The sequence below is a fragment of the Dawidia cretensis genome (assembly GCF_018598175.1).
GTDB lineage: Bacteria > Bacteroidota > Bacteroidia > Cytophagales > Cyclobacteriaceae > Ohtaekwangia > Ohtaekwangia cretensis.
In genome coordinates this window covers 20,997-36,135 of record NZ_JAHESE010000025.1, presented here as the reverse complement: position 1 = coordinate 36,135, position 15,139 = coordinate 20,997, and the positions used below count along the sequence as shown (strand labels likewise).

Below are 15,139 nucleotides of genomic sequence, written 5' to 3'. Positions count from 1 at the left end.
ACTTCGGCACGTGTCGAAGGAATTTTCTCGTACCCCGAATTGCGTCTTCTATGTATGCTGCGGAAGCAAATGCAAAAAACGTGGCAGCAAGCACCTCTATAAGCGGTTGAAGAGTACAGTGAAAGAGCAACGTTTGAGAAGAAAAGTACAGGTCATCAAGACCGGTTGTACAGATCACTGCAAACGGGGGCCGGTGGTGGCTGTGATGCCGAAAAACGAATGGAACTTTGAAGTAACGGAAGAAAAAGCAATGTCCCTTCTTGAAGATAGCTCGCAGTGAAAAAGAGCGAATCAGCTATCTGCTTCCCGGCGCCGTCTGCGGTATGGTGGTAGGCCCGTCCACAACAAGCGTTCCGTTGTTTAAGATCTTCATACGATCGATAAAAACGACCCTTTCCTCGCCTGTCGCCAACGTGCGGGCATGATATACACAAAACATCTCTTTTCCGTCGGGTGAGTACGTCACACTGTTATGCCCCGTCCCGGTCACCACGCCGCCGTTTTCTGTGTCTTTCTGCAATACCGGATTGTTGGTTGCTTTGGTGAACGGGCCCAGCGGGCTTTTCGACGTGGCATATCCCACGGCGTAGTTCTTTCCCCCGAAATAATTGGCGGAATACATCATGTAATAGGTATCTCCTTTTTTGAAAATGACCGAGCCCTCTGTCCAGCGGCGGTTCACTTCTTTTGAAGTCACGGAGCGACTTTCCCAGTCAGCCTGCTTATCGTCCATCTTTACGGGCGGACGTAATTGCAGCACGGGCTCGCCGATCACGCCGCTGAAGTCGGGTTTCAGCTCAACGCCATAGACCCAGCTTTCCTCTATGGTATCGAACCATCCCTTTTGTTTGGCCCAGGCAGCGACTTCGCTTTCCACGGAGTGCTTATAGCAACAACGGGAATAGTACAGGTAAATTTTGCCGCTTTTGTCGAACAGTACATTGGCGTCGATGACAGGATAGCCCGGATCAAAAACAGGCTTATTGGTCAGGTCGATGAACGGTCCCGTCGGGCTATCGGCCACGGCCACTCCGATGCGAAAATTCTCCAGCTCGTTGTTGGGGTTCTGCTTCCATTGCGCGCTGTAAAACATGTAGAACTTTCCATTGTATTCGTATACTTCAGGCGCCCAGTATGCCCCGTCCCAGGCAGCGGTGGAGTCGCTCCAGCCATGGTGATTGCTTGCATAAAACACCTGACCCTCGTCTTTCCAGTTTACCAGGTCGGCTGAGGAATAGGCGGCAAATCCATTTTTAGCACCACCGCCGGTACCATACATGTAATATCTACCTTTTGTTTGCAGTACATAGGGATCTCCAAATGTCACCCGCAAAGGGTTTTGATAGGTGCCACCGGACTGTGCAAACAAGCCCGTGGTATGAAGGACCAGTGTCAGAAGAAGAGATGCTACTGAAATTTTTGTTGCCTGTGTCATTGTTGACTTCGTATACAGACAAATATAACCGCAGGAAGTTATATGTGAAAACGAAAGGGCTCAGCGCCTCAAACTCGTTGCGAATGTCTTATTTCTCATGCTGATAGGTTGCAAACAATTTCCAGAATCGCCGTGCGGACTTGAAATCGAATCGCTCCCGCTTGAAATCATTTAAGACCAGGTCAACTTTTTCGTCCTTCATTTCATACTGGCCGATCATGATCTCGCGCTCGGCAGTAAAAAGGCCGGTTTTGTGCTGACAGAGGTGGATATTCTGTTGGGTTAACTCTTCGAAAATCAATACGTCGTTCATTTGATAGGATGGGAGCGATTCGTGGCGAGCGATGTTGGGATTAAAGCTCAAGGCGAACATATTGTGATTGTTTACCTCCGGCAAGATCAGCTTCGGAAAACTATTCCAATCATTAAATGGCAATTCCTGATAGCAGCATTTCATATAAATGGCATCATTCATGAATGGAACCTGCCGGAGCTGAAGATTTATGATATGATTTTCATCCTCGATCAGCTTATCGCCGTTATATTTCAATATTTCGTGTATGGAGAGATTCTCCGTAATAAATTGATGCAGGGGGATGCTAAAATAATTGGCAATTTGTATAACGGTTTCGATTTTCGGCTCCGCCCGGTTTTCCTCATAGGAGGAGATGTTACCCCTGGTTAATTCAAATAAGTCCGCAAACGCCTGCTGGCTAAGCCCTTTGGTCGTTCTGATCTTTTTGATATTGGCGCCAATCTTTGTCATTCCTGTCAAAGATAATTGTAATTTTCATTATCACAATGCTAATATTTTTTGCAATTCTGAAAACTAGTCGATAGATTTGTTCAGTCAGCAGAAACTATGCTCATGAACCATTTTGAGACCATCGAAGATTTCGCACGGAGGCTTAATTGCAGAATACTGTATAAGAATGAACAGCATGGCATTCTCAAGATCGATAATCCATCCGACGGTATCCATAATTTGATCCTTGGCGTCGCGCCTCCTATCCTTATTATGGAGCAGTTTCTCTTCTCCTTTCGGGAAGACAGCATGGACATGTTCAAAAGGCTGCTGCAAAAAAACAGGGACACTATTCACGGCGCCTTTGTCATTAACGAAGAAGGCGATCGGGTGCTGTTCCGTTATACCATGCAGCTTCAGAATATCGACTTTAATGAATTTGAGAGTGCTTTAAACTCTCTTGGTTTATTATTGAGCGAGTTCTCTCAGCAGATCATCGATTTTTCGAAGCTATAATTTTGACGCAACGATTGTTTTTAACTTAAAAATTATCAGTCATGAATATTTTCAAAAGGCTTTTCAGAATAGGACAGGCGGAAATTCACGCCGCTGTCGATAAAATGGAGGATCCCATTAAAATGACGGAGCAGGGCCTTCGTGAGCTGCGCACAGATCTTGCAGAAGCAACGGAGGCCTATGCCAAAGTAAAGGCCCTGGCTATTCGCACAGAAAATGATCAGCTTCACCGCCAGCAGGAGTCGAAAAGTTATGCCGAAAAAGCTATATTGATCATGCAAAAAGCACAGTCCGGGCAGGTAGACCTGGGCAAGGCGGAAGAGCTTGCCCGTGAAGCGTTGTCGCTCTATAAAAGATATTCTGTAGAGTCAGAAGAGCTCGGGCTGCAAGCGGTTGCGTTGCAGCAATCTTCCAGGGAGATGCAGCGCAATGCCGAAATTCTGAAGGAGAATATGGAGAAGTGGGAAAAAGAGTTGCGGACGTTGAAGACCAGGTTGAACGTTAGCAATGCAACGGTACAAGTAAACAAACAACTGGCCCATGTCGATAGCAACGGAATAATTGGCATGCTCGAGCGTATGAAATCAAAGGTAGAAGATCAGGAAGCACTCTCGAAAGCCTACGGTGAAATATCCCGTGATAAGAATAGTAAGAAAGATGAATTGGACAGCCTGTTAAAAAACGATTCATTCTCTATTGAGAAAGACCTTCAGGCGATCAAAGACAAATTAGGGATATCATAAAATCTTAACATTCAACCTACCGATATCAAGTATGACAGACCTGCTGTTTCATCCGTTGAGTAATGCCATCATGACCATTCTCACGGGAATAACCGCTATTTATTGGATAACTACATTCGTCGCGGGAGATCTGTTTGGAGATTCCGGAGTTGATAGCGATTTTCCCGTGCACGGGGCAGATGTAGATACGGATGTTGATACTGACACGGATGATGCCGTGGCAGACAAGCCTTTTTTGCAGAAGGCACTCGAATTTGTGAACATCGGGAAAGTGCCCTTCATGGTAGTATATTCCGTTTTTAAATTCCTTGCCTGGATCATTACGTTAACGTCATCGGTGGCGTTGGGTTTGGGAAGCTGGGGCTGGAAATCTGTATTCGTTCTTATACCTGCTTTTTTTGTCGCGTATGTCATTACGCGGTATGCCACCAGGCCGTTGGTCAAAGTTTATCATGCTATGGGGTATAATGGTGAAGAACCTCAGGAGCTTCTGGGAAGGATTGCCCGGATGCGAAGTACCATTTCCGGCGATAAGATCGGAGCAGCGGAAGTAAAGATAGAGCACGATATTATCCGCATCAACGTACAAAGCAAAACAGGCGACTCGATCGAATATGATTCGGAAGTGATGATTGCCGGCGAATCGGCCGATAAAAAATTTTACCTGGTGGTCCCAGAGATCAACCTCTCCAATATCGTTTGATTGACATTACTCTATATAGAAACACCTTTCTCAAAAATCTAACTTTAAAATCTATCTATGGACCTACTTGGCGGCATTAGTTTAATATTTATTGGTGGAATAGTATTCTTTATTTTCATTGTTCTCTTTGCCTTTGCGACTTTCTATAAAAAGATTCCGCAAGGAAAAGCAATTGTGCGCACGGGCGTGGGGGGTGGTCACGTTGCTTTTAATAAAGGAATGTATGTCATTCCTATTCTCCACCAAATGGAGATCATGGATATCTCCGTAAAGAAACTGCAGATCGACCGCCTGGAGCAAGATGGTCTTATTTGTAAAGACAATATCCGTGCTGATATCAAAGTGGCATTTTTCGTTCGCGTAAATAAGAACGCTGATGATGTGTTGAACGTAGCCCAGATTATCGGTACGGAAAGAGCCAGCGATACGGAAACACTTCGCAATCTTTTCGAAGCGAAATTCTCGGAAGCGTTAAAAACGGTAGGTAAGAAGTTCGATTTTATCGAGTTGTATGAAGCGCGTCGCGAGTTCAGAACTGAAATCCTGAATATTATAGGAACCGACCTGAACGGTTATATCCTCGACGACTGCGCTATTGATTTCCTCGAGCAGACAGAGATGAAATTTCTCAGCCCACAAAACATCCTCGATTCACAGGGTATTAAGAAGATCACCGAGCTTACAGCAGAGCAGAACATAAAGGCCAATCTGATCAAACGAGAGGAAGAAAGAGTGATCAAGAAGCAAGACGTCGAGGCCCGTGAATCCATCCTGGAATTGGAACGCCAGATGGCCGAAAAAGAAGAGAAACAGCGTAGAGAAATTGATAATGTGCGCTCACGCGAACAAGCCGAGATCATTAAGGTAAGAGAAGAGGAAAGACTAAAATCTGAGACGGTTCGGATCAAAACGGAGGAATCTCTTGCCGTACAGGAGGAGAATAAGTTACGTCAGATCATCATTGCGGAAAAGAACAAGCAACGCACAGAGGCGGTGGAAACTGAGCGTGTAGAAAAGGATCGCGCATTGGAAGCTACCGAGCGCGAAAAGATCGTAACACTGGCTCAAATTGAAAAGGAGAAAACAGTGGAAGTGGAACGTAAGAACATCCAGGATGTCATTCGCGACCGTGTGCGCCTTGAAAAAGGTGTGGTGGAAGAGCAACAGGGGGTAAAAGACCTGGAGGCTTTCCGTCAGGTAGAACGTAATAAGACAGTAGGGATCACACAGGCCAGCCAACAGGCCGAGGAAAAACTGATCTATACCGTAAAGGCTGCAGAGGCTGAAAAGAAGGCCGCGGAGGAAAAAGCAAAACAATTGGTGATTGATGCGGACGCTAAAAAAGAAGCCGCGGTGAAACAGGCAGAAGCACGTAAAATACTGGCCGACGCCCAGGCACGTGAGGAAGCAACAAGGGGGCTTTCTGAAGCAGAAGTTATGATAGCCAAAGCAGAAGCGGTAGAAAGACAAGGTATCGTTGACGCGACGGTGATTGAGAAAATTGCAGAAGCGAAACGGAAGGAAGGTTTATCGGAAGCTGAAGTGACGAAAGAAAAGGCTCTGGCGGAAGCTGCCGGCATCCAGGAAAAAGCAGAAGCGATGAAGAAGCTGGATGCTGTTGGAAAAGATCATGAAGAGTTTAAGTTGCTCCTCACGAAAGAAAAGGAGATCGCGCTCGCGCAGATCGATATTCAGAAGCATATTGCCGATGCACAGGCCACGATATTGGGAGAAGCGTTGAAGTCTGCCAAGATTGATATTGTGGGTGGTGAAACGATGTTTTTCCAGAATATTGTCAACCAGATTTCGAACGCGAAAGGGTTCGATCGGTTGATCAACGAAAGTGAAAATGCAACACAGATCAAAACTGCGCTGTTGGGTGAAGGAGGAAATGGTGGTGATCTGTTAGGTCGCATCCGCGACTTTGCCGATAAGTACAATATCACCACGAACGATATTAAAAACCTGACCATTTCAAGTCTGATTCTGAAAATGCAACAGAACAGCTCGGAAGAGGATCGTCCATCGCTGCTGAACCTCGCCAACCTGGCAAATAGTTTGGGATTGTCTAACAGGAAGTTGTAGTACGTCGATCATCGGGGGTCTCTGTTGAGCCGGGGATCAATAAGCATGAATCGGGAGTCGGTGGAGGTCGCAGTTCAGCCGATTCGAACGGCAGCAATTTACGCGGATGTAACGTTTATCTTTTTTCGCAATGGCAGGTACTGAAAATACAAATATTGGATTGGATTCCGGGACATATGAGATCATCCGGAAGCGCCTGGAAGAGCAACGGTTGAATTTAATCGAAAGACTGGCCAGGCTGAATGATGCCCGCAAGGTTATATTCAATTCCACGGGATTTCAGCTGATCGCCAACCAACGTATTACCACTGTCAACAGCGGCGTACCGCGTGGTATTATGGCATTTGGTGATCTTACTCTCTTCGGTTACAACGTCCATTTTGGTTTGCGTGAAAACATCAAGCTCAGCGATGTTTTCAGTATCTATAAATTCACGGGTGATCATTTCGGCCCGGAGCCGCTTACATTAATTGAAGACGAGAATTTTATCACGGACTTCAGCAATCTTTACAAGTACTACCGGGATTCAATCTTTGCCAAATTTGTCAAGACAGAGAACCATCTGTTCATGGTTTTTCAAACCAGCAAAAGCCCTGACGACCGAAAAGCTTTTAAATGGTTGATCAAAGACGAGAAGCTGGTCTATGTCGACGACAGAAGTATTCATGAAGTAAAAAAAGCGCCACAACATGAATTCGATTGGATTAAAACCGACCTCAACAATCGCCGACTGGGTTTATATCCGCATATCTCGATTTTAGACAAAGTTTTCATAGAGGCGCTTCATGGTGATATTACGTTTAAGGTTGAAAACAATACAGATTCCGGGAAAGGAGTTTATTCTGATCCCGTCTCGAATAAAGACCAGCAACTGGATGATGCGGAATATCACTATGCAGACCTCGGGAATCTCATCCCTGTCAAAATAAAGCCCTATGGGGAGGGCTTTCGCGCCTACGTTTTTAATGTGCGGACGAAACAGGTTCTTCCCATCAATAGTCTGCTCGACGCCGGCGTTCTGCTGCCGGACAACCAGGGGATAATCTTTCCGAATGGTTATTACCTGCAAAATGGAGAACACAAAATATTCGAGCTACAGGTATCGGAGCTGGAATTTAATAGTAGCGTTGCTTCTCCTAATGGTGAGGACTTTCTCTATGTATTCTATCAGAAGCAGACAAATACCTATGTGTTAATGTCATACAATATGATTGCGCAAAAGGTGGAGACGCCGATCATCTGTAATGGCTTTACGGTATTTAATGATGGGATGCTTGTATATTTTAGATCCGAGAATGAAGCGGTAAGGCATCACCAGGTGCAAATCTGGCAAACCCCGTATACCGCTACGCTTCAGGAAAATACAGCGATGAGCAATAATGTGCTGTATAAGATCGGCAATAAGGATATCGTAAGTGCGATGAGCGAAAGCCAGGAGATCATACAGCTCTTACAAAAGGAAGATAGCTACGAAGATCTTTACGAGGACGTACATAAACGTGCGAACGATATTGTCGATTCCTATTTCTGGTTAAAGGATGAAGGCACATTCGATCTCGCGACTCCACTGACCAACATCCGGAATATTGCAAACACCGCGATAGATGAGTTTGCCAAGGTGCAAACGCAGCGCCAGCACGCGAAGGACAATCTCGTGGCGACGCAAAAGCGAGTGGACCAGCTGGTGGTCGACATAAAAGGGGCGACCATCACGTCACTGGATCAACTTGTAAACCTGCTTGCGGCAACGAGGAGTACGCAGGGTGCTGTTATCGATCTGCAGAACGTTCGGTATATTGACACGAATGCGGTTCAGGAACTGAAAGAGACGCTCGCGCAATATAATAGCTCACTTTCACAGGATACCGTTGCTTTTTTATTGAAAGAGGAGGCGCTGGCGCCGTATGAGGCAAAAGTTGCTGCGCTCAGGAAAGCCGCGAGCGGTGTTGCGAAAGTGATAGACGCTCAGCCCGTAGAATTGGCGATAAAAGAGATTTCCAATGGACTGGAAATGCTTATCGATATTCTGAACAGCCTGAAAATTGAAGACACGACGCAAACCACGCGCATCGTTGAAAAGATCTCACTGATTTTTGCATCACTGAACGAAGTGAAAGCAGAAGTGGTACGTATCACCACCGCATTGAGAACGCAGGAGTCAACAGGTCAGTTTTATGCGCAGCTTACATTACTGGATCAAAGCATTGTAAATTTCCTTGATCTTTCGACATCGCCTGAAAAGTGTGAAGAATATTTTACGAAGGTGAGTATTCAGGTGGAAGACCTCGAGAGCAAGTTTGCCGACTTTGATGAATTTATTCTTAAAATTTCAGATAAGCGCGACGAAGTAATCAAAGCCTTCAATGGCAAGAAGGAGATGCTGATCGCGCAGCTGAACAAGCGCACAACAGCACTGGAACAGGTTGGCTTGCGGGTGCTAAAAAACATCGAGAATAAAGCCCAGTCGTTTAACGATAAGGAAAGTATCTACGCATTCTTTTCTACGGACCTGATGGTAGACAAGGTACGTAACCTGATGGGCGATTTAAAAGATTTGGGCGACGTAGCGAAAGCAGAAAACCTGGAGAATCTTGTGAAAGTCGCACAGGAAACTGCTTTGCGAAATCTCAAAGACAAGACGGACCTTTTTGTTGATGGCCAAAATATAATTGCACTCGGTAATTACAAGTTTGTTGTCAATAAGCAAGTGCTGGATCTGACAATCATTCGCAGAAATGAGAGCTTATATTTTCATCTCCTGGGGACCAGCTTCTATAAGCAGGTGGCCGCCGAATCGCTCTATCAGCATCGAGCCATCTGGGAGCAGGAATTGATATCTGAAAACAGGGAGATCTATCGTTCTGAATATCTTGCGTATCAAACTTATCTCGAAAGTCTCCAGCATCATGAGCCCTGGAGCTATGAAACTTTTCTGAATGACCGGACAGAACGTGATTATGCAGCCGCATATCTCAAAGGCGTTCATAATACCGATGCTGCGGTTATCTACCAGGGACTTAAAAAACTTCAGGCAGAATTAGGCATCCTGCAGTTTTCTCCTGCCGTTCGTGTGGCCGCTCAACTGTTCTGGTTTGGCCTGGACGAGGCTTCACAGAATAAGCTTCAACAATTGATTACCGCTGCTTATTCCATACAAGAGAGTTTTCCTCAAAGCAAGCGTGCAAGTTTCGTAGAAGAAGAATTATCATCGCGATTCTTGCAGTCGAAAATTGTGTATGAATCAGTAGGCGCAAAGGATGTAGCGCAGTATTTGTATCTAGAGCTTTCAACCGGTAAGTTTTTTACGGGCAGTCAACAGGCGCTGCATCTCAAAAAAGCGTTCGAAGGATATTTGCACGCACAGAAAAGGGCAGGATTGTTCTTACAAGAGGTAAATAGCTCGGGTTTCGATACTGCAGAGCGATTTTATATAATCCAAAGCTGGCTGCACGCATTTCTTCAAACGCAACCGGATGCCGGCGACGTGCAATATGTCGATGAAGCAGCTTGCCTGCTTCTTTTTAAGGATCATGCCTACCGCGAAAGAGCGGCGGCGGACTCAATTGATCTTGTTGCCTTAAAAGGCACACACGCAGTGATACAAAGTGATGGTCAATACACCTTAAACTTTCATCACTTTCTGAGGAAGATGCGCAGTTATTTTGACGCGGTTGTTCCTGCATTTACTTCTTTTAATCAGCTCAAAGAGCAATTGGTACGGGAATATCGCCAGCAATTGAAGATCAGTGAGCTGGAGCCGAAAGTATTGAGCTCGTTTGTGCGTAATCGTCTCATTAACGAGGTATACTTTCCGTTGATCGGCGCCAACCTGGCCAAGCAGATCGGTGCGGCAGGCGACGATAAACGCACTGCGCGGATGGGAATGTTGCTGCTGGTATCGCCACCGGGCTATGGTAAAACGACGTTGATGGAGTACCTGGCAAAAACGATGGGGCTTCACTTTGTGAAAATCAATGGTCCAACCATCGGGCACAGTATCACATCCATTGATCCGCAGGAAGCGACGACTTCAGGCGCGCGGGCAGAGCTCAAGAAAATAAACCTTTCCTTTGAAATGGCCGATAACGTGATGTTGTATGTCGACGACATCCAGCATTGTAGTCCGGAGTTTCTACAGAAGTTCATATCCCTCGCCGACGGTCAGCGGAAAATGGATGGCATTTTTGAAGGCGAAAGCAAAACCTATGATCTGCGCGGAAAACGTTTCTGCGTGGTGATGGCGGGCAACCCATATACAGAGAGTGGCGAGCAGTTTAAGATCCCGGACATGTTGGCGAACCGTGCCGATGTCTATAACCTGGGAGATGTGATCGGCAATACCGATCAACTGTTCAGATTGAGTTTGATTGAAAACTGCGTGGCGGAGAATCGGTATTTGCAGCATATCAGTAGTCGCAGTTTTGATGATTTGTACAAGCTTATCAGTTATGTCGAAACGAACGGTGAGCTGTTGCCGGAACTGGAAGGAAATTATAACCGGCAGGAGATAGACGACGCCATCGCGGTGCTCAGGAACATCATCCGGATTCGGGATGTGGTGATGCTCGTGAATCAACAGTATATTGCGAGCGCTGCCATGAAAGATGCATACCGTACCGAGCCTGCTTTCAAGTTACAAGGGTCATATCGGAATATGAATAAGATGGCGGGTAAAATTGTGCCGCTTATGAATCCTGACGAAGTGAATACATTGATTCTTTCCCATTACGACGGTGAATCTCAAACGCTGACATCGGATGCAGAAGCTAACCTGCTTCGACTAAAAGAAATTGCAGGTTTCCTCAACGATCAGGAAGGAGCGCGCTGGAGGCAAATTAAGGAGATCTTTGTGAAGAATAACAAATTTGGAATGCTGAGCGAAGGCGACACGTCGGGTCAGATGCTGATACAGTTGAGCTCGTTTAACGAGCATCTCGAGGCGATTGCAAGGGCAATCAAGGGAAAGCCATGACCGGCAGGAACTAAAGATTTACCCGTATGCTGATAAAAGAGCACACCCTCCAATACTGGCTTGAGAGCTTTTATGGATTCGGATCCTGGGACGCACCGGTGTGGTTTGTAGGCTATGAGGAAGGTGGCGGTGATCTGCCGGAAGAGGTTGCCGAGAAGTTTGACTATTTCTATAACCTGAAACCTGCTGAATCTCCCGTGCTGTGCGATCTTCGTGACCTATACCGGCATGTAGCCTTCCGGACGGACGGGCCACGGGCGAACTTGTTCGCCACCCTCCACGATTACAGGTTCGGTGACCATGCAGTATTGCATGGCATCTGGAAAAACCTGATCGCGTTTGCGCATGGTTATCAGGGCAGAGAGCTTCCGGATCTTCTTCACTACCAAAAGAATGATTTCGCACGTGCTTCCGAGGCGTTAATCGCATTGTATCCATTACCCAGTCCACACAACCATGCCTGGTACTATAGCTGGCTCGATCTTCCGCAGAAGAGCATGCTTAAAACACGAAAGCTATACGAGGAACAGGTATATCAGCAACGGGTGCAAACTATACTGAGTAGAATTCAGGAGCATACCCCCCGGGTAGTTCTATTCTACGGCATGAACAATATTAACCAGTTGAAGCGATCCTTTCAGGAATTTTTTGAGCGTGCTGAATTCACCATGGTAAAAGGGGTGAAGCAAGAGATTCCTCAACATCACAGGACCGATATCGCTGGCACGACCGTGATTATTACGACGCAAATTCCTGCGTTGAAGCATAATCGTGCCGATAGCGGGTTTGACTGGGCTGGGTTGGGAAGAAGCCTTTAAGCTCTCATTTTTAGGAACGTGTAACCATTTTGGCGTTCGTATTTTGAAGAGGCTGTCCGTTTGACAGCCTCTTTCTTTTAATTATTTCTTGACAAATCGCTTTACTGTTCTGTTTCCATCCTTGTTGAGAATAACAAAGTAAAGTCCTGGTTTCAATGCCGAGACGTCCAGTCCATTTTCATCCACCCGTGTTTCTGACAGCACCTCCGTTGTTTGAAGGTTGGCAACGCTCACGTTTGCTCCTTTCATAGCAGTGCTGAAATAAAGCGTGTTTTCAACAGGGTTTGGATATAATCCGAAAGTTGCCGTCGCCTCTTTTTCTATGTTGGGTGAAGCTGCTCTCGCGGTTGCTCCTGTCCCTACGTTGGTAACCCTGATCCAGTTGAGGTTAACGCCGGTGTTTTGGATGAAGACGCCGAAATTGTACGTTCCTGCATTCACATTCACCGTGTGCGATATCGTCTGCCAGGTTTGCCATCCCCCCGTGTTGGGCACATCGAGTGCGCCCAACGGCGTGGTGCCCGCATTCAGGTCAGCCGAGATTCGTGCTCCGTTTACCGCACTGGCCACCCGGTATTCTAGTAAGTAAGCACCTGTGGTCGGGAAATTGATGTTGCTATAGGCCATCCAATCGCCCGTATCGGCATAGCCCACATTCAGTCCTCCACCGGTGTCGGTTGTTGCTTCGGTTTGGACACCGCTCATGTTGGAGTAGCTTTCGGCTTGTATCAGCGTGGAGGCGGGCGTGTTGGCAAGTATTCGAATGGAAGTAACTTTGTCATTCCAGGTACCATCAAAACAACTTAAGTCGGAATTAACGGCAAGGGAACCGCCTGTAAAATTATCATCTTGATATAAAATAACGTTAAACCCTTGCGTGAGTCGTATGGATGAAATATCATCATCCTGAACGCCCAATGATCTCAGGCGCGTCAAATTATAGTCGCCTACGTCGAGTCCCGTAGAAGTGCCGCCATAGTTACAATCTTTGTACACGGTAACTAACCTGGCGGGACCTGGATCCGTGGGGAGCCCATTCTTTTCCCGGATGAGCTGGAAGATATGGTCCGGACGTACCACCACATAATCAGCACTAAGAGAATTGGCAACGTTCTTAAAATTGCTGGGTTTCATGTCCTGCCATGGCTGAGACTGAATAATGATGAACCGGGGTTCGGAGCCATTCCATCCCGCAGCAGCATTGGCAATGTGCTCCTGTATGTTTTGTTCATTCCAACAGTAGTTGCACGAAAGTGGAAAACTGGGAAGACTTTGATTGTATATACTAAGTGGACCGCCAGTATTTTGCGCTGTTAAGCCAAGGAGTGATGGCGCATACGTAGCGTAGCTTTGTCCAACGTTTTGGTTAATACCCCCTGTGATGGTATTCCAAACAGTAAGCACCCGCAGCCCGGCCCGGCGGTTGTACTCTTCAGTCTTGGCAACAAACTGATCGAGCGAGCTTTGGTTTGGGAAATTGTTTGGATAAGCGTAGCCATAACCGGAAGGCCCCGAAATGAGGTTGTCGTTGTTAGTAGCCGTTTGATGATAGAAGTTTAGTGCGCCGGGCATGGCATCTACCATGGCTGGAGAAACAGTCCATCCAATCGGCACGGAGCCGCGATCTGGATTGGCCCATAGCTTGCGCATCAGGTGCTCGACATACTGCAGGTTGTCGCCGTCACTTAAGATGAAGGCTACGTAGATCTTGTTTTGCAGGGCCGGTTTCGGAGGAATGGGTTTACTAGTAATGGTCCTGGGCATGCCACTGTGAACCGATAGATTAGTAGCATAATCGCTTGCAACCGTAGCGATACCATACTGGGATGCCCGCGTTACACCGGCACCCTCTTCCGGCCACCAGCCCATAAAATTGGCACCCGCGGGCATGGACGATAAAAAGCTGTTCAGTAATTCACTTTCGCCGGCCACATTTGGGTCGAGCCAGATCGTTGCGGCGCCTAATGCGACGGCATATTCACGCATGCCCAGTACATGTGCTTCCGGACTCAATCCAACCAATAGCCGGTGATCAATGCCTGGCCAGTAGGTATTGAAGAGTGTCTGGTACACGTGCAGCTTGCTGGTAAACTGTCCGCGCAAGTCCATGAGCACGGGTAGGTTATACGGTGCGGCTGTTAACGTCGATATGAATGCAGGAGAAACAATGAGTGCTTTTCTGTCTTTCGCTAACATCGTTGCCAGGTTGACGGTGTGTATCTGGGATGGATCGTATACAATCAACCCATTTAATTCGCTACGGTACTTCGTAATCAAGGACCATCTGTTAGCGACTTCAGTCCACGTCAATCCCAGTGATTGCAACCAGGTATAGGGTCCTTCCGCAAAAGCATCACCTTCGTACGAGAAAATACGCGGTTGGGTACGGTTCACAATTCCTTTCAATGAAGTGAACAGGAGTTGCTCACCCACCGTATTGTCAGCCTGTACGCCAACCCAATCTACCTTTATATAGGCACCCCCACGCCAATAGACACGTAATTCAATGGATTGATTATTGGCCGGCATTGTAAAGGGCAATCTAAAACTTGTGTAGTTTGCCGCGATGGAAAATTGCTGGCGGGTGACCGTTTGAAACGCCAGGCTTGCCCCGGTCGTGGCATTTCTAACATCGATATCAACCACCGGATCGTTATTGGCAGTATTGTTATCGATCTTCATCCGAAACTCGGCAATGTTAGGTCCTGCTGGTACATTGTTGACATAAGGCCCGTAGATCATGTGCTCATTCGGAGCATCAATTCCTGTCTGGCAAAGCCAGCCGTCGGTTTCCAGGCGTCCGGTTTTGTGACCAAGTGAAGTACCTTCGGCTTCCCAGCGGGTCATGTTGCCGAGAACACTGGTTGGCCCCCAATTGATTAAATCCTGCGTTGGGGCTGTCGCCGGAAAGGAGGGGAGGAGTTGCCCCTGCGGCCATGTTATCTGTGCTATGGCGGTGTTGTCATGAGCAAAACAGAAGAATAGCATGGCAATGCCCCTGACATATAAATTGAGTTTGATCATAGTTGTTCGGATTTAACGTTTTATACTGGATGCAGAGATGAGGTATACCTGGAGGCCTACAGACAGGTCGCCGCCGAATGATGCTACGTAGAGTCCAT

Annotated in this window: 10 protein-coding genes; 7 read left to right on the top strand and 3 right to left on the bottom strand. The window is 46.9% G+C overall.

The genetic code is table 11. The features are described from left to right. The first annotated feature begins 10 nt into the window (after positions 1–10). The gene (locus KK062_RS20790; RefSeq protein WP_254086273.1) at positions 11–280 is read left to right on the top strand and encodes a (2Fe-2S) ferredoxin domain-containing protein; all 270 of its coding nucleotides are present in this window, start codon (positions 11–13) and stop codon (positions 278–280) included. A 15-nt stretch (positions 281–295) separates the two neighbouring features. Here KK062_RS20790 and KK062_RS20785 read toward each other — a convergent pair whose 3' ends face one another. Next, positions 296–1,435, bottom strand: a complete 1,140-nt coding sequence (locus tag KK062_RS20785; RefSeq protein WP_254086272.1) for a glycoside hydrolase family 43 protein — start codon at positions 1,433–1,435, stop codon at positions 296–298. 88 nt (positions 1,436–1,523) lie between these two features. Further along, entirely contained in the window at positions 1,524–2,201 is a 678-nt protein-coding gene (locus KK062_RS20780; RefSeq protein ID WP_254086271.1) for a helix-turn-helix domain-containing protein, read from the bottom strand. A 102-nt stretch (positions 2,202–2,303) separates the two neighbouring features. On the opposite strand from KK062_RS20780, the gene KK062_RS20775 reads away from it, so the two are divergent. The 6 genes from KK062_RS20775 (at position 2,304) to KK062_RS20750 (ending at position 12,017) form a co-directional block, all read left to right on the top strand. Then, positions 2,304–2,696, top strand: coding sequence for a YbjN domain-containing protein (locus KK062_RS20775; RefSeq protein WP_254086270.1), 393 nt, complete (start codon positions 2,304–2,306; stop codon positions 2,694–2,696). 41 nt (positions 2,697–2,737) lie between these two features. Then, positions 2,738–3,439: a PspA/IM30 family protein gene (locus KK062_RS20770; RefSeq protein ID WP_254086269.1), complete on the top strand. Its 702-nt coding sequence runs from the start codon at positions 2,738–2,740 to the stop codon at positions 3,437–3,439. 31 nt (positions 3,440–3,470) lie between these two features. Then, complete coding sequence (locus KK062_RS20765) at positions 3,471–4,142, top strand: OB-fold-containig protein (protein ID WP_254086268.1); 672 nt, start codon at positions 3,471–3,473, stop codon at positions 4,140–4,142. A 57-nt stretch (positions 4,143–4,199) separates the two neighbouring features. Continuing rightward, complete coding sequence (locus KK062_RS20760; RefSeq protein WP_254086267.1) at positions 4,200–6,227, top strand: flotillin family protein; 2,028 nt, start codon at positions 4,200–4,202, stop codon at positions 6,225–6,227. Positions 6,228–6,357: 130 nt separating this feature from the next. Beyond that, positions 6,358–11,199: a DNA repair ATPase gene (locus KK062_RS20755; RefSeq protein WP_254086266.1), complete on the top strand. Its 4,842-nt coding sequence runs from the start codon at positions 6,358–6,360 to the stop codon at positions 11,197–11,199. A 26-nt stretch (positions 11,200–11,225) separates the two neighbouring features. Then, entirely contained in the window at positions 11,226–12,017 is a 792-nt protein-coding gene (locus tag KK062_RS20750) for a hypothetical protein (RefSeq protein ID WP_254086265.1), read from the top strand. Positions 12,018–12,098: 81 nt separating this feature from the next. On the opposite strand, the gene KK062_RS20745 is transcribed toward KK062_RS20750, so the two are convergent. Continuing rightward, complete coding sequence (locus KK062_RS20745) at positions 12,099–15,041, bottom strand: carbohydrate-binding protein (protein WP_254086264.1); 2,943 nt, start codon at positions 15,039–15,041, stop codon at positions 12,099–12,101. Between the last annotated feature and the right edge of the window lie 98 nt (positions 15,042–15,139).